The sequence below is a fragment of the Hydrogenophaga sp. A37 genome (assembly GCF_002001205.1).
GTDB lineage: Bacteria > Pseudomonadota > Gammaproteobacteria > Burkholderiales > Burkholderiaceae_C > Hydrogenophaga.
The window spans coordinates 19926-43017 of record NZ_MUNZ01000180.1; the positions used below are offsets into that span (position 1 = coordinate 19926).

Sequence of the window (23092 nt, forward strand, 5' to 3'; positions counted from 1 at the left end):
CATTCCCCACCAGGGCAGCATGTGCCTGCTGGAGAACGTGCTCGAGTGGAGCGAGCAGCGCATCGTCTGCGAGGCGCTGAGCCACACCGACCCCCTGAACCCGCTGCGCGCGGCGGACCGCCTGGGCGCGGCCACCGGTGTGGAGTACGCCGCGCAGGCCATGGCGGTGCACGGCGCCTTGCTCGCGCAGTCGGCCGCTGCGCCCACCCAGGGTTACCTCACCAGCGTGCGGGCCTTAAGCCTGCACGTGGACCGGCTGGACGACCAGGTCGGGCCGCTGCGCATCAGCGCCGAGCGCCTCTCAGGCGACGCGCGGCTCATCCTCTACCAATTCCACATCCACCACGGTGAGCGCTGCCTGATCGAAGGCCGAGCTTCGGTGGTGCTCGACGCACAGACCCTATGACTTTTTCAGCGAAAAGCAGGCGCGCCTTGGTCACCGGCGGCAGTGGCGGCATCGGCGCCGCGATCTGCCAGCGCCTGGCCGCCGACGGCCACCACGTCATCGTGCACGCCAACCGGGGCCTGGAGAAGGCGCAGGCCATCGCGGCGCAGATCGTGGCAGAGGGCGGCAGTGCCGAGGCCGTGGCCTTCGACATCACCGACCGTGCCGCGACCGCTGCCGCGCTCGAAGCGCTGACCGAGGTGGGCGCCATCCAGATCCTGGTGAACAACGCCGGCATCCACGACGACGCGGTGTTCCCCGGCATGAGCGGCGAGCAGTGGGACCGCGTGCTCGACGTGTCGCTCAACGGCTTCTTCAACGTCACCCAGCCGCTGACCATGCCCATGATGCGCACCCGCTGGGGCCGCATCGTCAGCATCTCGTCGGTTGCGGCCGTGGCGGGCAACCGGGGGCAGGTGAACTACTCGGCGGCCAAGGGCGCCCTGCACGCCGCGAGCAAGTCACTCGCACTGGAGCTGGCGAGCCGGGGTGTGACGGTCAACGCCGTGGCACCCGGGCTCATCGCCACCGGCATGATCGAGGGCACGTTCGATGCGGACATGGTCAAGCGCATGGTGCCGATGCAGCGGGTCGGCCAGCCGAAAGAGGTGGCCGACCTCGTGGCCTTCCTCGCCTCCGATCAGGCGGGCTATATTTCCGGGCAGGTGATTTCGATCAACGGCGCGATGATCTGAGCGCGCCAACGCTGCCATCAACCGGCGGCAAGGAGTTCAAGTCATGAAGCAACGCAAGGTGTTCTGGGGTCTGGTGGTGGCATGGGCAGGCCTGATGGCCCCCGGTCTGGCCCAGGCCCAGGCAGACAGCCCGGCGCTTGAAGCCTGCCTGCAGGCCTGGGGCAACAACCACCCCTTCGGCAGCCGCCCCACCTACCGAACCCTGGCCACCTCGGTGAAGGTGTTCGGGCGCGGTCCCAGCACCGCCGACCGCGAGGTCACCGACACGCCCGCGCTGATCCTGGTCAACCCAGGGGTGAACGTGATGGGTGCTTCCGAGATCGAGCTGCTCAACCCCAACGGCTGGTACTGCCTGCGTTCGGCCGTCAACGTGATGGGGGGCATGGACATCAAGCTGCACTGCCGCGCGCGCCTGGCCTCGGCCTCGGGTGGCACCACCGTCTGGGGCGGTGACAACGCGGCCAAGGGGGTGACGGTGATGGGCGCGATCACGGTTGAGCGGGTCGGTTGCCCGGACACCTGATACGGCTTTGCCTTCAAACGTATAACTTCGTTGCTTCGCCTTGCCGTGCTGTAGCACTGTCTGCGGCTTCGCGCCTTGTTCTACGCTTGAATGCAAAGCCGTATGATGCCCGCTTCTGTTCGGGGTCAGCCGCCTGGCGTCTGACCCATGCGCCGCAGTTTCGGCGCCACCACCGGCACCGTCAGCATGGTGCTGGCCACGGCCATCAACAGCAGGGCGGTGAAGGTCTCGTTGGTGATGATCTGTTTGTCCAGCAGGATGTTGGCGAAGATGATCATGATCAGCGCCTTGGTCTGCAGCAGCCAGCCGATGAGCGACGCCTCTCCCTGGCCCCAGCCCAGCACCTTGCCGGCGATGCGCACACCGATCAGCTTGCCCGCCACCGACACCACCAGCAGCAAGGCAGCCGCCGCAAACACCTCGACACCCCCGACCGCCCAGTTGGTGCGCAAACCGGTGGAAAGGAAAAACACCGGCATCATCACCAGCAGCACGTGGTGGCGCAGCTGATCGAGCTTTTCCTGGTTGAACCAATGCGCGTCCATGATGGCGCCCGCGAGGAATGCACCGACCATGAAGTGCAGGCCCGACCAGTCAGCGCCGAAGCCGCACAGCGCCAGCCAGATCAGCGCCACGTACCAGCGGTCTTTCTCGTCCAGCCAGGCCATGAGGCGGCGAAACGCCCAGCCCAGCACCACGAAGCCCACGAGAAACACCACCTGCTTGCCGATGCGGCTCCAGTCCATCAGGATCAGAGCCAACACCCCCCAGATCGCGATATCGTCCAGGCTCGCGTAGCGCAGGATGCGCTGGCCCAGCGGGGCACGCAGGATGTCGAGCTTCTCCATCAGCAAAATCAGGATGGGCAGGGCCGTGACCGCGCAGGCCATGCCAATGCCCACCACGAACTGCCAGCCCAGCGCCTTGGGGCCGATCCAGCCGTCGAACCCCAGCAGCACGACCGCCGCGCCGCAGCCCAGCAGCAGCGGTGCACCCAGCGCCAGGCCAGCGGTGATGCCGCTTTCGCGGCGGTGTTTCCAGGCCTGGCCGAGGTCCAGCTCGATGCCGGCGATCATCACGAACAGCATCACCGCCCACCAGGCCACGCCGTTCAGCGACTGCACCACGGGCGGGGTGAACACGAACTGGTAGTACTCGGGAAACCATTGGCCGAGCACCCCAGGGCCGAGCACGATGCCCATGAGGATCTGCACCACCACCAGAGGCGCGAAGTAGTCGGTCTTGAACACCCGCCACACCAGCCAGGGCAGGCTGAAAATGATGAGCATCGCAATGAGGAAGAGTTCGGTGGCGTTCAAGGTTTGGTTCCGGTGAATTCGCGAAAAATGCCCAGGCTGACCGAGCAGTCCACGTCGGCAAAGCCGGCGTGGCGCAGCGCGTCCAGAATGGTGTCGGGGTCGAGCGCGGCTTCGATGGTGTCGCCGTAGTAGGCCCAGAGGCGCTTCACGTCGGCGTGGCGGCCGGTCAAGCGGGCGAGCAACGGCACCAGCACCGAAATGTGAAACCACAACGCGCCCCGCAGCAGGCGGCTGCGCGGGCGGCTGATTTCCATGATGCAGACCTTGCCGCCGGGGCGCAGCACGCGCAGGTACTCGGCGAACGCGCTGCTGAGGTCACCGACATGGCGCAGGGCGTAGCCCATGGAGACAAAGTCCACCTGCGCCTCGGGCAGGGGAATCGACTCGGCATAGCCCTCCAGGGTGTCCACGGCCACTTTCTTGCGCAGCTCGGCGAGCATGCCGGGGGAAGGGTCGAGCGCGATCACGCGCCCCTTCGGTCCCACCAACTCGACGCCCGCCACCGTCACCAGGCCGGTACCGGCCGCCACGTCGAGCAAGCTCATGCCCTCACGCAGGCCATTGCGGCGCAGCACCTCGCGGCGGTACCAGGCGCCGCTGCCCAGGGCGGTGAGGGCTTCGGCACTGTCGTAGCCGGTGGCCGCTTCGTCGAACATCGCCTGCGTGACGCGGCGGCGCTCGTCTTCGTTGTGGAAATAGGTCTGCAGGCGCGGATCGGCCTTGAGTGCACCGCTGCGGTGCGCTTCGGGTTCGCTCATCTCAAGCTCCCGTCGCGCTCAACCGGCGCCAGATCAACAACGGCAGCCGCCACACAAACCCGATGAACAGCCGGGTGTGCATCCAGGTCAGCAGGGTGTTGTCGCGCAGGTATTTGAAGTGCGACACACCGCCTTCTTCGGCGCTCAGGTAGCGCACCGGCGCGTCGATGTTGACCGGCCGCACGCCCGCCCAGCACAGGCGCACCACGGCCTCGGGGTCGAAGTCGAAGCGGCGCATGAAGCGGTTGCCGCGCATGACCTTGATCAGCGGCGCGATCGGGTAGACGCGAAAACCGTAGAGCGAGTCGCCCACACCCATCCACAGCGTCTCCAGGTTGGCCCAGCCGTTGGACACCTTGCGGCCGTTGACGCGAAGCGCGGGCGCTTCCGGGCCGAACACCGGCTTGCCCAGCACCATGGTGCCAGCGTCGCGCTGCGAGGCGGCCATGAAGGTGGGGATCAGGTCGGCCGGGTGCTGCCCGTCGGAGTCCATTGTGAGCGCGTGCGTGAAACCGGCCTGGGCCGCCAGGGAGATGCCTTCGAGCACGGCGGCACCCTTGCCCTGGTTCTGCGGGAGCACGATGACCTTGAGGCCCGGGTCGCCCTGTGCCAGCGCCTGAAGGCTTTGGTCGGTGCCATCGGTGCTGCCATCGACCACGACCCAGACAGGAGCCCATTGCGCACGCGCCTGGCGCACGGTTTCCAGCACGCCGGGACCGGGGTTGTAACTAGGGATCAGCACCAGGTGGGTGGTGGAGGGGGTGGGCGTGGTGCGCTCAGTCATCTTGGGCAGGTGGGGCGGGCGGGACGATCTCGCGGCGGAAATACGCGTCCAGTTCCTGGGTGAAAGCGGTGAAGTCGGCGGGGGCGTCGAAGCGCCGGCCCAGGCGGGCACGGACATGGAGCGGCAGCACCGGCCGGCGGAACAGCGGCCAGGCCTTGCCCAGGTAGGGCGTGGAGAACTCCAGGATCACGGTCTGCACCGGGGCCTTGGCGCGGCTGGCGATCATGCCCAGCGTGAGCGTCAAGGGGTTGATCGGGAACGCGGTGGTGCGGGTTCCCTCGGGAAAGATCAGCACCTGCCCGCCCGCTTGCAGCCCCTCGCGGCTCTGCCCGACGATCTGCATCACGCCGTCGTTGCGGATGTAGCGCGCCAGCCGGGCGGCCGAGCCGAACAGCAGGTTGTCCATCAGGCCGGCCTTCATGACGCAGATCACGTTGGGCAGGCGCGAGATGATCAGCACCGCGTCGAGCAGGGAAGGGTGGTTGGCCGCGATGACCAGCGGGCCTTGATCGCGCAGGCCGTCGAGTTCGCTCAGGTCGAAGCGGCAGGCGCACAGCGTGCTCAGGATGCGCAGGTAAAAACGGAAGCCGTGCATGATGACGCGCCGGCCCACACGCTGGCCCAGCGGCGCCGGCAGCAGGGGGTGGAGCAGCATCGCGAAGGGCAGCCAGGCGAGGCAGAGCGCCGCCAGGCTGCCCAGGCCGATGTGCATGGCCACGCGCTCGTACAGGGCCCACAAGGGGCCGCTGCGGCGCAGGCTTTGCTCACTCATCAACCACGACGCGCTCTGCCGATTCACCCAGGATCCAGGAGACCGCCACACCGGCGGCGACGTAGTTCTTGGTGCGCACCAGCGGGCTGTCGGCGAAGCGCGCCCCGCTCAGGTTGTCGTAGCGCAGGAAGGCGCCGACCCAGTGTTTCGGGTAGCGCTTGGACACGCCCACGACGTACTGCATGCCCGCGAAGCCGCCGCCAGCGGCGTAGGCCGGGCGATTGGCGGTGGCATAGGCGGCATCGACGCCGTAGAAGTAGTGGTGCTGCTTGCGGTCGCCGAAGAGCGGGCCGAGTTGCATCCCCAGGTTCCAGTCGGGCAGGCCGGACAGGTCGCCGATGTCGAGGTTGAGCTTGGGGTGCACGACCCAGCCCAGGCTTCTGGAATTCTTCTCCAGCGTGAAGGCCGCGCGCATGGGCAGCAGCAGCTTGAGCTGGCGGGCGCGGTTCTCGGTGCGCCACAAGGTCAGGTTCAATTGAGGCCCGAGCTCGAAGTTGGCCTTCAGGTCGGGCATACCGGAGCGCACGCGGATGTCGTCGCTGGAGGCGGGCGGCGACAGCGCCACTGAGAAGGTCAGTTCCGCGAGGTCCGAGTCGAACAGCTCGGCGCGCACGCCGTCGCGGTCGGCCTTGAGGAACTCACCCCGGTAGACGAAGTAGGGCGAGGGCAAAAGAAAGTTGTGGCGCTGGTCGGACCCGCGGTAGGCGGGGAAGCTGACCGCGGCGACGCCGACACCAGCCTCCCACAGGGGCTTTTCTTCGGCCGCTAGGGCGGACTGGCCGACGGCGCACAACAGCAGGGCGCCAGCAGCCGTCCGTTTGAAGGAAGACATCGGCAGAGGGCTGTGGGTGGGGGTCATGCGTTGTACAGAGCGTGGTCGTCCACCCGGCGGATGTTGAAGCGGCGTCGTTGCCAGGCCATGAACGCGCGTTTGGGTTGCAGGATGTTGGCGGTGTAGTACAGCGCTTTGAAGAACAGGATCGAACGCCAGATCGGCGTCTTGCCGAACACGTCGCCCGCCAGCACCGACAGGATGGCTTCTTCGACACGGAAGATGTTTCGGGGGCCCATCAGGAAGTCCCGCATGATGGGGTTGGTCACGCGGTAGATGAACCACGAAAACGCCTTGGGGCCGTGGCGCATCACGCGGTCAAAGCGCTTGAGCGCGGCGCCAGCCTTCTTCGGTTCGCGAAGGCAGGTGTCAACGGTGTCCGCCCCCACCACCGCGCTGTGCATGGCCAGCCAGACGCCCGATGAGAACACCGGGTCGATGAAGGCGTAGGCGTCGCCCAGCATCAGGTAGTTGGTGCCGTGGTTGCTCTGCGAGACATAGGAGAAGTTGCCGGTGGCCTCGACCGGGCTCACCTGGGTGGCGTTCTTGAGGCGCTCCACCAGCTGTGGGCTGGTTGCGATGTTGTCCATCATGAACTGCTGCAGGCTGCGCTGCCCACGCGTTTTCATGTGGTACGGCCAGGTGACCATGCCAATGCTGGTGGTGCCGTTGGTCAGCGGGATGAACCAGAACCAGCCGTGGGCGAACCAGAAGATGCTGATGTTGCCTTCGTCGCTGCCTGCCCTCCGCTGCGCGCCGTCGAAGTGGGCGTAGACCGCCGAGCTGTTGTGGCGCGGGTTGCGCTGCTTGATCTTGAAGCGGTTGGCGAGAAAGGTGTCGCGACCCGAGGCGTCGATCACGAAGCGCGCCCGCCACCGTTTCTCATGGCCTTCGTCGCCGCGCGCGGTGATGTCGGCGCCACCATCGGCCAGAAAATCCACCGCCGTGACCTTGACGCCTTCGTGTGTCTCGGCACCTTTGGCTGCCGCGTGGCGGAACAGGATGTCGTCGAAGTCGGCGCGGCGCACCTGGTAGGCGGCGGGCATGGATTTGTCCCAGGCGCCTGCGAAATGAAACGTCTGTGTCCAATCGTGATCGGGCGACACGAACTCGGCGCCGGGCTTGTGCATGCCGATGGCCTTGACCTGTTCGGCGATGCCCATCTTTTCAAACAGAGGCAGGTTCGCCGGCAGCAGCGATTCGCCGATGTGGAAGCGCGGGTGGTGGGCTTTTTCGAGCAGCACCACGTGGTGCCCCTTCTCGGCCAGCAGGCTGGCCACGGTGGAGCCAGCGGGGCCGCCACCGATCACGAGCACGTCACAGCTTGGGCCGGGTTCGCCCTGGGCCTTTGGATTCATGGGATGGGACTCTGAAAGGCCGACCGATCGGTCGGCGTTGATACGAGGCGAATGGCCCCAAATGATAGTCGCTTCGGTGTCGCTGAAGGCATTGGGCAGGCCCGGAAGCTGGGTCGTGGTCGACCCCACTCAGACGATGTTCAGTTGACCGCTTCGGGCAGCATGCGGGCCATGTCGGACGGCCCGCCGTCGAGCATGCTGGCCGGGAGCAACAACACCAGTTCGTCGGCCTTCAGCCCCGGGTGATCGCTCTGGGCCCGCTGAAGAATGTCGGTGGCGAGCCGTTGCAGCTGCGTGTGGGAGCCACGGATGCGGGCCACGAAGCCTTCGGTGTCCAGATCGTCGTTCAGGCTGCGGTTGAGTTCGGCAAACCAGGGAATCGCGGCCTGGTCCAGCATCACCGCCGGGTTGCGCTTCAGGCTCAGCGTGGACCACTGGCGCAGGAAGTTCTGCACCGCCACGTTGAGCTGCTGGCACTCGGCCAGTTCGGTGCGCAGGGACGCGAGAACCGACAGGTCGGTCAAGCGCTGGTGGAAGAAGAACTGGGCCAGCACGCCCCAGTAGTAGGTGTAGTCCCAGATCACCTTGACCGGCAACACTTCGGGGTCGCCAAACAGCGGGTACTGGTCTTGGTACAGCGCCATGGTGCTGTCGTAGAACGAATGGAACAGCTGGTCGAAGATCTGCGCGCGCGCGCCCAGGCGCTCGCCCCGGCGGTCCATCGCGATCAGCTCAGTGATGTAGGTGTTGCTGATGGCAATGAAGTCGCTGCCTGGCGAGTAGAACGGGTCAAGGAACAGGCCAGCCTCCCCCGTGAGCGCCCAGCGGTCGGCGGAAAACACCTGCTTGCAGCCATAGGAAAAGCGCTTGAAGAAAGCGAAGTCCTGCAGCAACTCGCGTTTGGGGTCCAGTTCGTCGAACAGCAACGGCTGGTAGCGCTCCAGCCAGGTCATGGCCTTGTCGAAGCTGTCCATGGCGGCGAGCGGGTGGATCGCCGGGTCGGCCACGATGCCCACCGAATGCGAGCCCGAGGCCAGGGGAATCAGCCAGACCCAGTAGCCCGCGCCCACGAGGTGGTTGGTGGAGAGCCAGCGCGCCTGTGGATTGCAGCGCTCGCGCCACTCGATGTTGTCGCTCCATTGGTCGAGGTGGATGCGGTCCTTGATGCGGAACCACACCGCGTGGGCCGCGTGACCGTTGGGCTCGGCCAGGTTGAGCTTGCGCTTGAGCAGGCCCGCGCGGCCGCAGGCGTCCACCACCCAGCGTGCGTTGACGGTATGCGACACGCCTTCGTGTTCGTACACCACCTGGTGCCTTGCATCAGGACCTGTCTGATCGTCGGTCAACTCGATTTGCCGCACCATGGCGCCTTCGATGAGCTCGATGCCACGGTGCTGTACCTCGGCCCCCAGGAAGTTCTCGAAGATGCCGCGATCGATCTGGAAGCTGGTCACCGACAGGAAGCGGCTCGCGCCGATCTCGGTCACCTGATCGATGTCGCGGCGGCCCTCGGAAAAGAAGAACCGGAAGCCGAACTTGCGCAATTGCTTGTTCTGGAGGTGGTCACCCAGCCCGAGCACTTTGTCGAAGTAGTGGGCGCCGATCTCCACCGACGACTCGCCCACCTTGTGCGCCGCTTCCGGGGCCGGGAGCGCGCGCCGCTCCAGCACCAGGATGCGAATGTCGGGGTCGCGCTGTTTCAGCTGCAGGGCCAGCGTGAGGCCGGCCAGCCCGCCACCGAGGATGACGACGTCGTGAAGAGGGGGTGTATGGACCATGGGCGGAAGTATCGCCTCAAACGGCGGCCGGGGGAGCGGGCGTCGGATGCTGCTGCCGACGGCAAGGGACTCGTTAAAATCGACAGCTTCCCCACCGGGTCTGCCGCGCACCTTCTGAGTCGCCGGCACGGCATCCGTACCGCGCGCCCACCACCTCGGGGAGTGCTCCCCCTTTCCTCGATCAAGCGCAACCCATGCCACCCCACCTGCCTGCCGTCACCGAAGTTCTGCCGCCTGACGGGATCGCCGAGCCGAGGTCCTCGGTGTGGCACTGGGTTCGTGGGGTCGGGCTGGCCGTGCTGGCCGTTGCCTGGGCGCTGACGGCCCATTTCACCAGCGCCCATCAGGAGTCCTCGGGTTGGGGGGCTCTGCTGGCGCTGACGCCCATGAGCACCGCCTTGGCGGTGGTGTTGTGGCGCATGCCCGCTCGCTGGCTCGGCACCTTGCTGGGTGCGGTGGTGCTGGCCGGGCTGGTCTGGTTCTGGCCGTTTCTGAAGGGGCAGGTGGCGCTGCTGTACTACCTGGAGCACCTGGGCGTGTACCTGCTGCTGTCGGTGTTCTTCGGGCGCACGCTGTCGGGCCCCGAAGAGTCGCTGGTGACGCGCATGGCCCGCAGCGTGCACGGTGGCGTGCTGTCGCCCGCGCAGGCCGTCTACACCCGGAAAGTCACCCTGGCTTGGTGCGTTTTCTTTGCCGGCATGGCGCTGGTATCCACGCTGCTGTTCCTGCTGGCCCCCATCGTGGTCTGGTCCACGTTCGCCAACCTGCTCGGCGGTCCGCTGATCGCCCTGATGTTCGTGGGGGAATACCTCTGGCGCCGCCGCGTGCTGCCCGAAGAAAAGCCGGCCTCGATGGCCGATGCCGTGCGCGCCTGGAAGGCCCAGCGCTCGGACAAGGCTCGATGAGAGGCTGAGAGGAAATCGGTCATGCCCGCCTTGACGCCCCCAACCACCGCCAGCCGCGTTGCAAATGCGCGCCGTAGCCCGAGCTACGGCTGTGCTTTGCGCCTTGCCAGCAGCGCTTTGGGACGCCCTTTCGGGCATGCCCAATTCCCTCTCAGCCTCTGACGCCGCACGCACCTCCCGCTCGCAGACCCTCCCCCGAGACAAGATTCACCGATGTTCATCCACCTTCGTCTGCACACTGAGTTTTCTGTCGTCGATGGCACCAACCGCATCGACGATGTGGTGGCCGCGGCGGCCGCCGACGGCCAGCCCGCCCTGGCCATCACCGACCTGAACAACCTGTTTGGCGCGGTCAAGTTCTACAAGGCCGCACGCGGCGCAGGCGTGAAGCCGCTGCTGGGCGCCGAGGTGATGCTGCAGGGCTTTGCCGAAGACACCCCAGGCGCCATGCCCGGCAGCCACCAACCGGCCGCGCCGCGCGTGATCCTGCTGGTGCAGGACAAGCAGGGTTACCTCAACTTGAGCGAGTTGCTGGCCCGCGCCTGGACCCGCAGCGAAGGGCGCAGCGGCGCGCTGGTCCACCGCGAGTGGCTGCAGGAGCTGAACGCCGGTTTGCTGATGATCTCGGGCGCGCAGGCCGGACCGGTCGGCCAGGCGCTGATCCAGGGCGACACCGAGCGCGCCGCCGACATCGCCCTGCAGCTGGCCAGCCTGTTCACGCACCGCTTCTACATCGAGCTGCAGCGCGCGGGCCGTCCCGACGACGAGCGCCACGTGGTCGCCTCGGTGCAACTGGCCGCCCGCCTGCATCTGCCCGTGGTCGCCACGCACCCGGTGCAGTTCCTCGAGACCGACGACTACGAGGCGCACGAGGCCCGGGTCTGCATCTCCGACGGCGAGATCCTGAGCAACAACCGGCGCGTGCGCCGTTTCACGCGCGAGCAGTATTTCAAAAGCGCCGCGCAGATGGAGGCGCTGTTCGCCGACATCCCCAGCGCCGTCGCCAACACGCTGGAGATCGCCAAACGCTGCAGCCTCACGCTGGTGCTGGGCAAGCCACAACTGCCCAACTTCCCGATCCCGCCGGTCAATGGAGTGGTGATGTCGGTCGACGAGTACTTCCGTCACGTCTCGCACGAAGGGCTGGAGGGCCGGCTGAAGCACCTCTTCCCCGACGCAGCCAAGCGCGAAGCGGTGCGCGCGCGCTACGTGGAGCGCCTGGAGTTCGAGCTCAACACCATCCTGAAGATGGGCTTCCCGGGCTACTTCCTCATCGTGTCGGACTTCATCAAGTGGGCCAAGGAAAACGGCTGCCCGGTGGGCCCGGGCCGGGGCTCCGGTGCCGGCTCGCTGGTGGCCTACGCGCTGCTGATCACCGACCTCGACCCGCTGCAGTACAACCTGCTGTTCGAGCGCTTCCTGAACCCCGAACGCGTCTCGATGCCTGACTTCGACATCGACTTCTGCCAGTCCAACCGCGACCGCGTGATCGACTACGTGAAGGACCTCTACGGCAAGGACGCCGTGAGCCAGATCGCCACCTTCGGCACCATGGCCGCGCGTGCGGCGATCCGCGACGTGGGCCGCGTGCTCGACTTTTCCTACGGCTTCTGCGACGGCATCTCCAAGCTCATCCCCAACAAACCGGGCATGAGCGTCACGCTGCAGTACCCGCCCAGCCCGAAGGTGGAAGGCGACAAGAACAACTACGCCATCGAGATGGAGCCGGTGCTGGCCGAGCGCATCCAGAAGGAAGAAGACGTCAAGACCCTGATCGAGCTGGCGCAGAAGCTCGAAGGCATGACGCGCAACATCGGCATGCACGCCGGGGGCGTGCTGATCGCGCCGGGCAAGCTCACCGACTTCTGCCCGCTCTACATGCAGCCGGGCAGCGATTCGGCGGTGAGCCAGTTCGACAAGGACGACGTGGAGGCCATCGGGCTGGTGAAGTTCGACTTCTTGGGCCTGGCCACGCTCACCATCCTGGAGATCGCGCGCGAGTTCATCATGCAGCGGCACAAGGGCCAGGAAAACTTCCGCTTCGAAGACCTTCCGCTCGACGACCAGCGGGTCTACGCGCTGTTCTCGCGCGGCCAGACCGAGGCCGTGTTCCAGTTTGAAAGCCGCGGCATGCAGGGCATGCTGCGCGACGCCAAGCCCTCGCGGCTGGAAGACCTGATCGCGCTCAACGCGCTGTACCGTCCGGGCCCGATGGACCTGATCCCCAGCTTCGTGAACCGCAAGCACGGCAAGGAGCCCATCGAGTACCCGCACCCGCTGGTGGCCGAGATGCTCTCCGAGACCTACGGCATCATGGTCTACCAGGAGCAGGTGATGCAGACCGCGCAGATCCTGGGCGGTTATTCGCTCGGTGGTGCCGACATGCTGCGCCGGGCGATGGGCAAAAAGAAGGCCGAGGAGATGGCCGAGCACCGCGCCATCTTCCGCGCCGGTGCGGCCAAGAACAACATCAGCGAAGAAAAGGCCGACGAGGTCTTTGACCTGATGGAGAAGTTCGCGGGCTACGGCTTCAACAAGTCGCACGCCGCCGCCTACTCGCTGCTGGCGTACCACACCGGCTGGCTCAAGGTGCACTACACCGCCGAGTTCTTCTGCGCCAACATGACGGTGGAAATGGACGACACCGACAAGCTCAAGGTGTTGTGGGAAGACGCGCAGAAGATGGGCCTGGCCTTCGAGCCACCGGACGTCAACCGCGGCCGCTACCGTTTCGAGCCGGTGACCGACAAGCTGATCCGCTACGGCCTGGGCGCCGTCAAGGGCACGGGCCAGCAGGCCATTGAGGCCATCGTCGCGGCGCGCGAAGGGCGAGGCGAAGGCCCGAACGGCAGCGAGTCAGGCCCGTTCACCAGCCTGTTCAATTTCTGTCTGCGCGTGGACCGCCAGCGCATGAACAAGCGCACGGTGGAGGCGCTGATCAAGGCCGGCGCCTTCGACGCCTTGCACCTCAACCGTGCCGAGCTGCTGGCCTCGGTGGACGTGGCTTTTGAATACGCCGCCGCCACGCAGGCCAACGCCAACCAGGGCGGTCTGTTCGACATGCTGGGTGGCGACGACCACGGATCCAGCACCCAGGAGCCCGATCTGGTGCCCACCACGCCCTGGGGTGTGAAGGAGTGCCTGACGCTGGAAAAGACCGCCATCGGGTTTTATTTCTCAGGCCATCTGTTTGACGAGGTGCGGCGCGAGGTGCGGCGCTTCGCGCGCACCGAGCTGGGCGATGTGAAGGAGAGCCGCGACCCGGTGATCCTGGCCGGCATCGTGACCGACTTCCGCATCATCAACGGCCAGCGCGGCAAGCTCGCGCTGTTCAAGATCGACGACCGCACGGCGGTGCTGGAGGTCAGCGCCGACGAGAACCTGATCAATCTGCACCGCAACCTGCTGAAAGACGATGAACTGATCGTGGTGCAGGCGGTGGCCCAGCCCGACCGGTTTTCGGGCGGCCTGCGGCTCAAGATCCAGCACATCTGGGACCTGGCCGCCGCGCGCTGCCGCTTCGGCAAGTACCTGCGGGTGGCGGTCAACGGGCACCCGCCCGCCGTGGCCGAGCTGGTCAAGGCGTTCCCGCCTCGGCGCGAGGTCACCGAGCTGGGCGAGGTGGCGCGCGGGCTGCCGGTGCGGCTTGCGCTGCTCCGGCCCAGCGCGCAATGCGAGTTGCAACTGGACGACCGGGCGCTGTTCTTTCCCACCGACGCGGCCCTGGCGAACTGGATGGCGCAGGCCCACGACCGGCGGGCCGAAATCGTGTTCGATTGAACCGGTGGGTTCCTCCCGGTGCCTCAAATCGGCCGGTTGCGCCAAGCCTGTCACGCGAAGGCCGATCTCCTGGTTCAAGGCGGGTTCTGGCACGCCGATGATCTAATGAACCATGAAACTCCAACACAAGGCTTGGGCGCTCGTGCTCGTGATCGTCGGCCTGTCAGCCCTGGGCACGATGTTTGGTGCACGCCACATCGTCGCCGACTCCTTCCGCCAACTGGAATCCGAGCGGGCCACGCGGGAGGGTGAGCGCGCGCGCCGCGTGCTCAACCAACAGCTGATGGGACTGTCTTCGACCGTCAAGGACTACGCCCATTGGGCGGATGCCGTGCGCTTCGCCCAGGGGCGGGCCCCCACGTTCATGGATGACAACTTTGAAGTCAGCAACCTGGGCTACCTGCGCATTTCAGAGGTGATGGTGTTCGACACGCAGGGGCGCTTGCTGTCCAGCATCACCTTGACGCCCGATGGCGGGTTGGGGACCGTGCCAGTCGAGCGGGCCACGCAACTTTCTGGATTGGTCGCGCCGGTGCTGGCCGATGTGAGCGCTCAGACCACACTGCAAACCTACCGCGCCGAGACCGGCCGTCTGGAAATGCTGACCGCCGCCGCGATCCGTGACCCCGGCCAGCCCGGCGATGTGCCACACGGGGCCATCCTGATGGTGCGTCATTTCGACGATACCGAGCTCCAGCGCTTCAGCGACGTGCTCATGGTGCCGGTGAAACTGTCTTTTGATACCCCGGACCATGAAACGAACAGTGCCCACCTGGTTCCGACGGACGGGGAGCGGGATGAGCTCCACGCGGTGGTGAAAGACGCCGACGGGCGCGCGGTCGTCGAGCTGGTGCTGAGCCTGGACCGCGATCTGCAGCGGGTGGGCAGCGCCCTCGCGTGGCAGGGTATGGGGCTGTCATTGGTGGCGGGGCTGCTGGCGAGTGTGGTGCTCGTGGTGCTGCTGGACCGGTGGGTTTTGCGCCGTTTGCAACGCCTCCTGGGCGAGGTGCAGGCCATCACCGAACGGGGTCCGACGGCCGCCGGTGAGGTGGTGGTGGAAGGTCGTGATGAACTCGGCCGCCTGGGTGAAGGGGTGAACCTGCTGCTGGCCCGCGTGCGGGCCGATGCACAGCATCAGCACGCAGCCCATGAGCGCCATGAGGCGCTGCAGATCCAGCTGATGCAGAGCCAGAAGACCGAGGCGCTGGGCCGGTTGACCGGTGGCATTGCGCACGATTTCAACAACTCGCTGGCCGCCATCACCGGCTGGGTGCGGCTCGCGGCCGAAGACGTGGCCACCGAACACCCCAGCCAGGAAGCACTGCAACAGGCGCTCAAGGCCACGCGTTATGCCGATGGTCTGATGCGGCAGCTGCTGGCGTTTGGCCGGCAATCGGCACCCAAGCTGCGGCGGCTGCATTGGTCCAGCCTGATTGAGGAAACCCGCCAGATGGTGACCTCCGGGTTGGCGCGCGAGTGCGACGTCTCAGTGGCCTACGAGGTGGACGACGACGAGGTGGATGCCGATCCGACGCAAATGCAGCAGGTGCTGGTGAACCTGCTGATCAACGCGGCCGACGCCATGCAAGGGAAGGGGCGCATCGAGCTCAGGCTCAACGCGCTGGTGATGCCGACTGGTGAGGGGTTGCCGCTGCCGCCCGGTGCCGCCGTGCTGAAGCCGGGGCGCTACCTCGTGCTCAGCGTGCGCGATCACGGCCCAGGCATCGCGGTGGAGCTTCTGGACCGCGTGTTCGAACCCTTCTTCACCACCAAGGCCAAGGGGCGCGGAACCGGTCTGGGCCTCTCGGTGGCGCAGGGCATCATGGCCCGCCACCACGGCACCATTGGCCTGGTCAGCGGCTCCGACGGTGCGTGCTTTTACCTGTACTTGCCCGTCAGCCGGCGCGACGAGGCCATCACGCCCGCCACCTCGCCCGGCGGGCCTGGCCAGGGTCGGCAACTGCTGTTTGTCGATGACGACCAGTCGGTGCGCCATGCCTGGAGCGCGCTGCTGGATCGCAAAGGCTGGCACGTGACCCGTTCGCGCGACGGCGAAGAGGCCTGGGCGCAGTTCTCGCAGACCGGCAAGCACTGGGACGTGGTGCTCACCGACCAGTCGATGCCTCGGCTCGATGGCGTGGGGCTGGCCCAACGCATTCGGGCCACCCAGTCACCACCGCCGGTGGTGCTGATGAGCGGTCATGTCGATGAAGTGAGCCCCGAGCTGCTCAAGACGCTGTTTGCGGCCGTGTTGCACAAGCCGGTGGATGCGGCCGAACTGGACCGGGTGTTGCAGGGGGTGGTGCAGAGTGCGTAGGTCGCAGTGACGGACGCATTTTTGAGCCAGCTGACGGATTGAATGATCGAGTGTCAATCGTTTGGCCGAATCCCGATGGTGTAAGGAGACGGTACCCGTCCATCTACGTCCTTTGGCATAGATCCCATTCTGTCAATGGCGCGGAGCGCTTGGTCATCCCATGCATCATTCCCGCTTGACCTGGACACACGGCGGCTGACGATGTTGCCGTCGGGTGAAGAGCGCACCTCAATGTCTGTCACAAGATTGCTTGGATATTCAATGGGTGATCGAATGTTGGGCTTTACCCGAGCAGCCACGCGTCCTCCATAGCCCGACGACGGGCCACTGGACTGCTGGGCGGAACCGCGCGCCTCCGGGCCACCGCTGGCGCCAGCTTGGCCCATGATGCGGCGCATCTGGTCTTCGCGTGCAGCCGCAGCCGCACGATCAGCCCTGAGGTCTTCAGCGGCCTTGCGCTCTTGGTCCTGTTTCTTTTTCTCGGCCAGCTTCTTAGCGTCTTCCTTCTTCTTCGCGTCGGCGAGTTTCTTCTCTTCCTGCTTGCGCTCCAGCTCTTCCTGTTTCTTTTCAGCGAGCTTTTTCTTCAGTTCTTCGGCCTTCTTCTCTTCGAGCTCGCGTTTTTTCTCTTCCTGCTTTTTCTTCTGCGCGGTCGCGATGTCGGCCTGCTTCACCACCGGTTCGGGAGGGGGCGGCGCCGGTTTGGGTTCTGGCTTGGGTTCTGGTTTCAGCTCGGGTTTGACCTCCGGCTCGGGCGGCGGTGGAGGCGGGGGGGGCTGCACGGCGCGCGGCGCAGCCTCGCGCGGCACGGCCGACCAGATCTCGGCCTCGAAGCTGACCGGCTCTTCGTCCTTCTTCCAGTGCACGCCCCAGGTGAGCGCGGCCATCAGCAGCGCGTGCGCGACCAGTGCCAACCCCACGGGCACGGTCCAGCGGCCTGAGCGCGGCGGCTTGAGGTCGAGGGTGTCGGCGGTGACCTGCATGGTTCAGCGGCTGGACTGGACGGCCAGACCCACGCGCTCGACGCCCGCGCGCTTGAGCGTGTCCATGGTCTTGACCACGGTTTCGTACTTGATGCCCTTGTCGGCGCTGATCACCACCGGCACCTTGGCGGGCTCGGCGTCGCCGGCGGCCGAGCCTTGCAAGCGGCTCACCTCGCTGGCCAGTTGTGCCATCTTGATGCTGGGGCTGCTCTTGCTCGACGACCCCAGCCGCACCTGGATGCTCTCGTCCTTGTCGATCACCACCTGCACGAAGCTCTTGGGCTGCACGTCGGCCTGGCCCACGCTGGGCAGGCTGATCTGGCTCGGCGAAATCAGCGGCGCGGTCACCATGAAGATGATCAGCAGCACCAGCATGACGTCAATGAACGGGACCATGTTGATCTCGTTCTTGGTGCGGCGCACGCGCCCTCGTGAAGTGGCGGCCATGGTCAGTGTCCCGAGGCGGATTGGTTGCCGAGGTTGCGCTGCAGGATGTTGGAGAACTCTTCCATGAAGGTCTCCATGCGGTTCGCGACGCGGTCAATGTCGGTGGCGAATCGGTTGTAGGCGACCACGGCCGGGATGGCGGCAAACAGGCCGATGGCGGTGGCCACCAGCGCTTCGGCGATGCCCGGTGCGACGGTGGCCAGCGTCACCTGGGCCAACGCGGCCAGGCCGGTGAAGGCGTGCATGATGCCCCAGACCGTACCGAACAGACCCACATAGGGCGCCACGGAGCCGACGGTGCCGAGGAAGGAGAGGTTGGTTTCCAAGGCGTCCAGCTCACGCTGAAAGCTCGCGCGCATGGCGCGGCGCGCGCCGTCGAGCAAGGAGCCGTTGTCGGTGATGCGGCGCTCGCGCAGCTTCTGGTATTCGCGCATGCCGCTGGCGAAGATGCGTTCCATCGGGCCGCCGTGGCGCGCGCTCTGGGCGGCGGCGGCGTACAGGTCGTTGAGGTTGGCCCCCGACCAGAACTCGCGCTCGAAGTCTTCGTTGTGCGAGTTCACGCGCCGGATGGCAAACACCTTTCGGATGATGGCGGCCCAGCTGATGATGGACACCACCCCGAGCAGGACGACCACGGCTTGAACGACCCAACTGGCGTTGAGCAGCAACTGGACAATGGAAAGTTCTTGAGGCATGTTGGCGTTGCGGTTGGGACAGGTTCAGAGGTCAAAGGTTCCCGGCGGACAGCGCGTGGATCACGCTGGCGGGAATGCGTTGGGGTCGCAGGGTGGCGGCGTCCACCCAGCCGATGCGGATGCTGCCTTCGCAGAGCACCGTGGGGGTTGCGCCTTCGTGTTGCAAGAGCGCACTTTGCTCGATTGTGAGTGAGGCCTTGCCCGATTCGGTCACACGCGCCGTCACCAGAAGTAAATCGTCGAGCCGGGCAGGGCGGTGGTAGCGCAGTTGTGTGCTGGTCACGACGAACATGCCACCGACCTGCTCGCGCAGCGCCTGCTGCCCCACGCCCAGGTGGCGCAGCCATTCGGTGCGGGCACGCTCGAAGAATTTGAGGTAGTTGGCATAGAACACGATGCCGCCGGCATCGGTATCTTCCCAGTAGATGCGCACAGGCCAGCTGAAGATCGCCCCCACGCTCCCCGCTGCGCTGGTGTCGCTGCCCCCCGAGGGGGCTGGCCCCGCCTTGGGGCGGCCCGGCGGCGGTGCTGCGAGCCTTGGCTCGCTCACAGCGCAGCCTCCAGCCTGGCCACGGCTTCCTGCAACTGGGGCAGGGCGTTGGCGGTGGAGAAGCGCAGGTAGCGGCCGGGGTCGGCGAGGCCGAAGTCGCGGCCGGGCGTGGTGGCGATTTGGCAGCGGCGCATCAGCTCGAAGGCCAGTGCCCAGCTGCCGCCTTCGTCGGGCCGGCCGCCCTGGGGTGGAATGCCCCAGCGTTCGCACAGGCCACGCACGTCGGCCCAGGCGTAAAACGCGCCGTCGGGCATCACCGGCACCGTGAGGCCGAGCCGGTTGAGTGCGGGAATGAAATGGTCTCGGCGCGCCTTGAATTCGGCGCGTCGCCGTTCGTACTCCGCCAGGCTTGCTGGCTCGAAGCAAGCGAGGGCGGCGTGTTGCGCAATGGTGCTGGCGCAAATGAACAGGTTTTGCGCAAGGCGCTCCACGGCGGGCACCAGCGCGGGTGGCACCACCAGCCAGCCCAGGCGCCAGCCGGTCATGTTGAAGTACTTGGAGAAGCTGTTGATGCTGATGACCTCGTCGCCCAGCCCGTCGGGCAGGCCGAGTGCGCTGTGGCCGTAGGCCTCGTCGTAAGACAGGCCGAGGTAGATTTCATCGACCAGCGTGGCACCGCCCTTGTCGCGCACAAAACGCGCGATGCGCTCCAGCTCGTCGCGGGCAATGGAGGTGCCGGTGGGGTTGGACGGCGAGGCGAGCAGCACCCCGCGCGTGGCTGGGCCCCAGGCCGCGGCCACGTGCTCGGCGCTCAACTGGAACCGGTCCTCAGGCCCCGAAGGAATCAACACTGGCGTGCCCTCGGCGGCCTGCACGAACTGGCGGTTGCAGGGGTAGCTGGGGTCGGGCATCAGCACCTCGTCACCCGCCTCGATCAGCGCCAGGCAGGCGAGCTGCAGCGCGGCCGAGGCACCGGCCGTGACCACGATGCGGCCGGGGGCGATGCCCAGCCCGAAGCGGCTGGCGTACCAGCCACTGATGGCTTCGCGCAAGGCGGGCAGGCCGGTGGCGGGGGTGTACTGGCTGCGCCCGTCGTGGATGGCGCGCTCGGCGGCCGCCTGCACCAGCGGCGGCGCGGTGAAGTCGGGCTCGCCGATGTTCAGGTAGACCATGGGGCGCTGCCCGGGCCGCGCTTCGCGGGCCATCTCGGCGGCGGCCTTGGCCAGCTCCATCACATAGAAAGGTTCGACGCGTTGGGCGCGTTGTGAAATCCGCATCGGTCTGGGCAGGCCTCAGGCGGGCCGCGAAGCGGGCTTGCGCGCTGGCGAGGGCGACGCGGCCACCTCATCGGGGCGCAACTGCGCGGCGATCTTGTGCAGCACGCCATTGACGTACTTGTGACCGTCGGTGCCGCCAAAGGACTTGGCCAGCTCCACACACTCGTTGATCACCACGCGCCATGGCACATCAAGGCAATGCTGGAATTCGTACGCGCCGATCCACAGCACCGCGCGTTCGATGGGCGAGAGCTCGACCAACGGACGGTCGAGCAGCGGGGTGATCAGTGCGTCGAGCGCACCCGCCTGTTCCACGCAGCCGTGCAGCAGCGCGTCGTAGTGCACGCTGTCGGCCTTGTGGAAGCCCGCGAGGTCGCGGGTGAACGCGTCAATGTCCCCCGCGTCGTTGCGGCCCACCATGTGCTGGTAGAGGGCCTGCAGAGCGAATTCGCGCGCGCGGGTGCGGGCCGATTTGTCGGCGGCTTTGCGCGGCTTGGGGGTCAGGGTGGTGGGTTCGGTCATGTTCATGCGATGTCGTCGAGCAGGTGGGCCATCTCGATGGCCACGCGGGCCGCGTCGCGCCCCTTGTCCACCTGGCGGGCCACGGCCTGTTCCAGGTTTTCAGTGGTCAGGATGGCGTTGGCGATGGGCGTGTTGGTGTCCAGCGAGACGCGCGTGACGCCGGCCCCGGACTCGTTGGCCACCAGCTCGAAGTGGTAGGTCTCGCCGCGGATGATGCAGCCCAGCGCGATCAGCGCGTCAAAGTCGTCGCGCTCGGCCAGCGCCTTGAGGGCAATGGGCACTTCCAGCGCGCCGGGCACGGTGACGTGGGTGATGTGTTTCTCCAGCACGCCCAGGGCCAGCAGCTCGGCATGGCAGGCATCAAAGAGCGCGTTGGTGATGCCTTCGTTGAAGCGGGCCTGCACGATGCCAATGGACAGCTTCTTGCCGTCGAGCAGGTTGGAGGTGCCTTTGTCTGCGCCAAACATGGGTGGTTCTCTCTCGGTGGTCGTTGGAGTGAATGGGAGGGTTGGGTGGCGTGGCTGGTGCCCGTCTTCAGGCCGCGTTGGTCGGGGTGCCCAGCATGCGTTCCACATAGCGCGCCACGGTGTCGATTTCGAGGTTGACGGCGCTGCCATCGGTCAACTGACCGAGCGAGGTGTTTTGCACCGTGTGGGGAATCAGGTTGATGCTGAATTCGCAGCCGGCGGCACTGTCCACGAAGCTGTTGATGGTCAGGCTCACGCCGTTGACGGTGATCGAGCCCTTGTAGGCGAGGTACTTGCCCAGTGAGGCGGGCGCCAACACGCGCAGTTCCCAGCTTTCGCCCACCTGGGCGAACCGGGTGACCTCACCCACACCGTCCACATGGCCCGACACGATGTGACCGCCCAGACGGTCGTTGGCGCGCAGGGCTTTTTCCAGGTTCACCTGGCGGCCTTGCTCAGACAGGCCGGCCGTGCGCGCGAGCGATTCCGCTGAGATGTCGATGGAGAACCGCCGTTCGGCGGGGTTCAGGGATGTGACAGTCATGCAGGCGCCGTTGAGCGCGATGCTGTCGCCAAGGGACACGTCGTCCAGGTAGCCAGGCGGCGCCTCAATCGAGAGACGCTTGCCGTGGTCCAAAGAGCTGCCCTGGGCGTGGAGGTCGGCGATGCGCCCCACGCCGGTGATGATGCCGGTAAACATCGGCGTATTTTCGCAGGGTTTGGGCCGGCTTCCTCTGGGCCGTCCAACGAAAGATGAAAAGCACGAATGGCGGCGGCCTTCACGGGCCGCCAGACGGGTTCAGGCGCGCAGAAAATCGTCTCGCCCGCGCACCCGTGCCACGACGCGGAGGTCGTCGCCCACCGGGTCCACCGATTGAAAGGCCAGTGCAAGGCCTTCGTCCAGAGACTGCAGTGGCCCGAAACCCGCCATGCCCATGCCGCCGACGCCCAGCAGCGTGGGGGCCAGGTACAGCAACAGCTCGTCCACCAGACCTTCGCGCACCCACGACCCATTGAGCTTGTGACCGGCCTCCAGGTGGAGCTCGTTGACCTCGCGGCTGGCCAGGTCGTGGAGCATGGCGTTCAGATCAACCTTGCCCTGGGGGTTGGGCAGGGCGATCACGGTGGCGCCCAAGGCTTCTAGCGCCTGCTGCTTGCGTGGCTCAGGCTCGGCACAGTAGATGAAGATTTTCCGGGTCAAACCGTGAGCGGGTGCCTGAAACAGGCGTGCGGTCAGCGGCGTCTCGAGCCGGCTGTCCACGATGACCAGGTGCGGCTGGCGTGGTGTGTCCACCAGCCGCACGTCAAGCATGGGGTCGTCTTCGAGCACGGTGCCAATGCCGGTGAGCACCGCACAAGCGCGGGCGCGCCAGGCGTGGCCGTCGGTTCGAGCCGCTTCGCCGGTGATCCACTGGCTGACGCCCTTGCCCAGCGCTGTGCTGCCGTCCAGCGATGCCGCGACCTTCATGCGCACCCAGGGGGTCTTGCGGACCATGCGGCTGAAGAAGCCGATGTTGAGTTCGCGCGATGCCCGAGCGGCGGCGCTGTCTGCCGCGAGCACCTCCACCTCAATGCCCGCCGCCCGCAATCGCGCAACGCCTTGGCCGGCCACCAGCGGGTTGGGGTCGAGCGTGGACACCACGACCTTGGCGACCTTTGCGGCGATCAGGGCGTCGCAGCACGGCGGTGTGCGGCCGTGGTGAGAGCAAGGTTCCAAGGTGACGTAGGCGGTGACACCTGCGGTGGATTCACCCCGCGTTTGCGCATCTCGCAGGGCCATCACCTCGGCGTGAGGGCCGCCGGCTTGCTGGGTGTGGCCAGTGCCGATGTGACGACTTTCCGCTGTGGTGAGAATGCAGCCAACTCTTGGGTTGGGATTGGACAGGGAAAGACTGCAAGCTGCCGCTTCAAGCGCCGAATTCCATGGGTGAGATGTCTCGTCCAAGGG

The 23092-nt window shown here is 66.4% G+C and carries 21 protein-coding genes and 1 pseudogene; 6 read left to right on the forward strand and 16 right to left on the reverse strand.

Going from position 1 to position 23092, the window contains the following annotated elements; genetic code table 11:
* The first annotated feature begins 19 nt into the window (after nucleotides 1–19).
* The 3 genes from B0E41_RS23740 to B0E41_RS23750 are packed head-to-tail and all read left to right on the forward strand — an operon-like array spanning nucleotide 20 to nucleotide 1663.
* Nucleotides 20–406 carry a 3-hydroxylacyl-ACP dehydratase gene (locus tag B0E41_RS23740; protein ID WP_077335257.1) on the forward strand — a complete coding sequence of 129 codons (387 nt, stop codon included), beginning with the start codon at nucleotides 20–22 and terminating at the stop codon, nucleotides 404–406.
* Complete coding sequence (gene fabG, locus B0E41_RS23745) at nucleotides 403–1140, forward strand: 3-oxoacyl-ACP reductase FabG (protein ID WP_077335155.1); 738 nt, start codon at nucleotides 403–405, stop codon at nucleotides 1138–1140. Before B0E41_RS23740 ends, fabG begins: the two co-directional genes overlap by 4 nt.
* 43 nt (nucleotides 1141–1183) lie before the next feature.
* Nucleotides 1184–1663 (forward strand): hypothetical protein, encoded by a 480-nt coding sequence (locus B0E41_RS23750; protein ID WP_077335157.1) that lies wholly within the window; start codon nucleotides 1184–1186, stop codon nucleotides 1661–1663.
* A gap of 125 nt (nucleotides 1664–1788) precedes the next feature.
* On the opposite strand, the gene B0E41_RS23755 is transcribed toward B0E41_RS23750, so the two are convergent.
* The 7 genes from B0E41_RS23755 to B0E41_RS23785 all read right to left on the reverse strand — a co-directional run bounded on the left by B0E41_RS23755 (nucleotide 1789) and on the right by B0E41_RS23785 (nucleotide 9264).
* Nucleotides 1789–2982 (reverse strand): cation:proton antiporter, encoded by a 1194-nt coding sequence (locus B0E41_RS23755; RefSeq protein WP_253195131.1) that lies wholly within the window; start codon nucleotides 2980–2982, stop codon nucleotides 1789–1791.
* The gene (locus B0E41_RS23760; RefSeq protein ID WP_077335159.1) at nucleotides 2979–3740 is read right to left on the reverse strand and encodes a class I SAM-dependent methyltransferase; all 762 of its coding nucleotides are present in this window, start codon (nucleotides 3738–3740) and stop codon (nucleotides 2979–2981) included. Before B0E41_RS23760 ends, B0E41_RS23755 begins: the two co-directional genes overlap by 4 nt.
* Before the next feature lies 1 nt (nucleotide 3741).
* The gene (locus B0E41_RS23765; protein WP_077335161.1) at nucleotides 3742–4524 is read right to left on the reverse strand and encodes a glycosyltransferase family 2 protein; all 783 of its coding nucleotides are present in this window, start codon (nucleotides 4522–4524) and stop codon (nucleotides 3742–3744) included.
* Nucleotides 4517–5296, reverse strand: coding sequence for a lysophospholipid acyltransferase family protein (locus B0E41_RS23770; RefSeq protein WP_077335163.1), 780 nt, complete (start codon nucleotides 5294–5296; stop codon nucleotides 4517–4519). The genes B0E41_RS23765 and B0E41_RS23770 overlap by 8 nt, the downstream gene beginning before the upstream one ends.
* Entirely contained in the window at nucleotides 5289–6128 is an 840-nt protein-coding gene (locus B0E41_RS23775) for a MipA/OmpV family protein (RefSeq protein ID WP_077335165.1), read from the reverse strand. Before B0E41_RS23775 ends, B0E41_RS23770 begins: the two co-directional genes overlap by 8 nt.
* Before the next feature lie 23 nt (nucleotides 6129–6151).
* A complete protein-coding gene (locus B0E41_RS23780) occupies nucleotides 6152–7486 on the reverse strand; it encodes an NAD(P)/FAD-dependent oxidoreductase (RefSeq protein WP_077335167.1) in 1335 nt (444 codons plus the stop codon).
* Nucleotides 7487–7626: 140 nt separating this feature from the next.
* Nucleotides 7627–9264, reverse strand: coding sequence for a tryptophan 7-halogenase (locus tag B0E41_RS23785; RefSeq protein ID WP_077335169.1), 1638 nt, complete (start codon nucleotides 9262–9264; stop codon nucleotides 7627–7629).
* Between the two features lie 194 nt (nucleotides 9265–9458).
* On the opposite strand from B0E41_RS23785, the gene B0E41_RS23790 reads away from it, so the two are divergent.
* The 3 genes from B0E41_RS23790 to B0E41_RS23800 all read left to right on the forward strand — a co-directional run bounded on the left by B0E41_RS23790 (nucleotide 9459) and on the right by B0E41_RS23800 (nucleotide 16266).
* A complete protein-coding gene (locus B0E41_RS23790) occupies nucleotides 9459–10169 on the forward strand; it encodes a hypothetical protein (protein ID WP_077335171.1) in 711 nt (236 codons plus the stop codon).
* 213 nt (nucleotides 10170–10382) lie between these two features.
* Entirely contained in the window at nucleotides 10383–13949 is a 3567-nt protein-coding gene (dnaE, locus tag B0E41_RS23795; protein ID WP_077335173.1) for a DNA polymerase III subunit alpha, read from the forward strand.
* A gap of 112 nt (nucleotides 13950–14061) precedes the next feature.
* Nucleotides 14062–16266: an ATP-binding protein gene (locus B0E41_RS23800; protein ID WP_077335175.1), complete on the forward strand. Its 2205-nt coding sequence runs from the start codon at nucleotides 14062–14064 to the stop codon at nucleotides 16264–16266.
* Between the two features lie 53 nt (nucleotides 16267–16319).
* Here the strand turns inward: B0E41_RS23800 and tolA are convergent, their stop codons facing one another.
* The 9 genes and pseudogenes from tolA to ribD all read right to left on the reverse strand — a co-directional run bounded on the left by tolA (nucleotide 16320) and on the right by ribD (nucleotide 23089).
* Nucleotides 16320–17246 carry a cell envelope integrity protein TolA gene (tolA, locus tag B0E41_RS23805; RefSeq protein WP_077335177.1) on the reverse strand — a complete coding sequence of 309 codons (927 nt, stop codon included), beginning with the start codon at nucleotides 17244–17246 and terminating at the stop codon, nucleotides 16320–16322.
* 3 nt (nucleotides 17247–17249) lie between these two features.
* Entirely contained in the window at nucleotides 17250–17693 is a 444-nt protein-coding gene (locus B0E41_RS23810; protein ID WP_077335179.1) for a biopolymer transporter ExbD, read from the reverse strand.
* Between the two features lie 2 nt (nucleotides 17694–17695).
* Nucleotides 17696–18388 (reverse strand): protein TolQ, encoded by a 693-nt coding sequence (gene tolQ / locus B0E41_RS23815; protein ID WP_077335181.1) that lies wholly within the window; start codon nucleotides 18386–18388, stop codon nucleotides 17696–17698.
* A gap of 31 nt (nucleotides 18389–18419) precedes the next feature.
* On the reverse strand, nucleotides 18420–18836 hold the full coding sequence (ybgC, locus tag B0E41_RS23820) for a tol-pal system-associated acyl-CoA thioesterase (RefSeq protein ID WP_077335261.1): 417 nt from the start codon (nucleotides 18834–18836) through the stop codon (nucleotides 18420–18422).
* 98 nt (nucleotides 18837–18934) lie between these two features.
* Nucleotides 18935–20155 carry a pyridoxal phosphate-dependent aminotransferase gene (locus B0E41_RS23825; protein ID WP_077335183.1) on the reverse strand — a complete coding sequence of 407 codons (1221 nt, stop codon included), beginning with the start codon at nucleotides 20153–20155 and terminating at the stop codon, nucleotides 18935–18937.
* 15 nt (nucleotides 20156–20170) lie between these two features.
* Nucleotides 20171–20644 (reverse strand): annotated as a pseudogene (gene nusB / locus B0E41_RS23830) (transcription antitermination factor NusB); the annotation flags it as partial.
* A 35-nt stretch (nucleotides 20645–20679) separates the two neighbouring features.
* On the reverse strand, nucleotides 20680–21144 hold the full coding sequence (gene ribH / locus B0E41_RS23835) for a 6,7-dimethyl-8-ribityllumazine synthase (protein WP_077335187.1): 465 nt from the start codon (nucleotides 21142–21144) through the stop codon (nucleotides 20680–20682).
* A 67-nt stretch (nucleotides 21145–21211) separates the two neighbouring features.
* Nucleotides 21212–21844: a riboflavin synthase gene (locus B0E41_RS23840; RefSeq protein WP_077335189.1), complete on the reverse strand. Its 633-nt coding sequence runs from the start codon at nucleotides 21842–21844 to the stop codon at nucleotides 21212–21214.
* 99 nt (nucleotides 21845–21943) lie between these two features.
* Nucleotides 21944–23089: a bifunctional diaminohydroxyphosphoribosylaminopyrimidine deaminase/5-amino-6-(5-phosphoribosylamino)uracil reductase RibD gene (gene ribD, locus B0E41_RS23845; RefSeq protein WP_077335191.1), complete on the reverse strand. Its 1146-nt coding sequence runs from the start codon at nucleotides 23087–23089 to the stop codon at nucleotides 21944–21946.
* Nucleotides 23090–23092: the final 3 nt, after the last annotated feature.

Excerpts from the sequence above, each read along its gene's own strand:
- B0E41_RS23740 (WP_077335257.1), top strand. The coding sequence starts at position 20 with ATGTGCCTGCTGGAGAACGTGCTCGAGTGGAGCGAGCAGCGCATCGTC.
- fabG (WP_077335155.1), top strand. The coding sequence starts at position 403 with ATGACTTTTTCAGCGAAAAGCAGGCGCGCCTTGGTCACCGGCGGCAGT.
- B0E41_RS23750 (WP_077335157.1), top strand. The coding sequence starts at position 1,184 with ATGAAGCAACGCAAGGTGTTCTGGGGTCTGGTGGTGGCATGGGCAGGC.
- B0E41_RS23760 (WP_077335159.1), bottom strand. The coding sequence starts at position 3,740 with ATGAGCGAACCCGAAGCGCACCGCAGCGGTGCACTCAAGGCCGATCCG.
- B0E41_RS23765 (WP_077335161.1), bottom strand. The coding sequence starts at position 4,524 with ATGACTGAGCGCACCACGCCCACCCCCTCCACCACCCACCTGGTGCTG.
- B0E41_RS23770 (WP_077335163.1), bottom strand. The coding sequence starts at position 5,296 with ATGAGTGAGCAAAGCCTGCGCCGCAGCGGCCCCTTGTGGGCCCTGTAC.
- B0E41_RS23775 (WP_077335165.1), bottom strand. The coding sequence starts at position 6,128 with ATGTCTTCCTTCAAACGGACGGCTGCTGGCGCCCTGCTGTTGTGCGCC.
- B0E41_RS23780 (WP_077335167.1), bottom strand. The coding sequence starts at position 7,486 with ATGAATCCAAAGGCCCAGGGCGAACCCGGCCCAAGCTGTGACGTGCTC.
- B0E41_RS23785 (WP_077335169.1), bottom strand. The coding sequence starts at position 9,264 with ATGGTCCATACACCCCCTCTTCACGACGTCGTCATCCTCGGTGGCGGG.
- B0E41_RS23790 (WP_077335171.1), top strand. The coding sequence starts at position 9,459 with ATGCCACCCCACCTGCCTGCCGTCACCGAAGTTCTGCCGCCTGACGGG.
- dnaE (WP_077335173.1), top strand. The coding sequence starts at position 10,383 with ATGTTCATCCACCTTCGTCTGCACACTGAGTTTTCTGTCGTCGATGGC.
- B0E41_RS23800 (WP_077335175.1), top strand. The coding sequence starts at position 14,062 with ATGAAACTCCAACACAAGGCTTGGGCGCTCGTGCTCGTGATCGTCGGC.
- tolA (WP_077335177.1), bottom strand. The coding sequence starts at position 17,246 with ATGCAGGTCACCGCCGACACCCTCGACCTCAAGCCGCCGCGCTCAGGC.
- B0E41_RS23810 (WP_077335179.1), bottom strand. The coding sequence starts at position 17,693 with ATGGCCGCCACTTCACGAGGGCGCGTGCGCCGCACCAAGAACGAGATC.
- tolQ (WP_077335181.1), bottom strand. The coding sequence starts at position 18,388 with ATGCCTCAAGAACTTTCCATTGTCCAGTTGCTGCTCAACGCCAGTTGG.
- B0E41_RS23825 (WP_077335183.1), bottom strand. The coding sequence starts at position 20,155 with ATGCGGATTTCACAACGCGCCCAACGCGTCGAACCTTTCTATGTGATG.
- ribH (WP_077335187.1), bottom strand. The coding sequence starts at position 21,144 with ATGTTTGGCGCAGACAAAGGCACCTCCAACCTGCTCGACGGCAAGAAG.
- B0E41_RS23840 (WP_077335189.1), bottom strand. The coding sequence starts at position 21,844 with ATGTTTACCGGCATCATCACCGGCGTGGGGCGCATCGCCGACCTCCAC.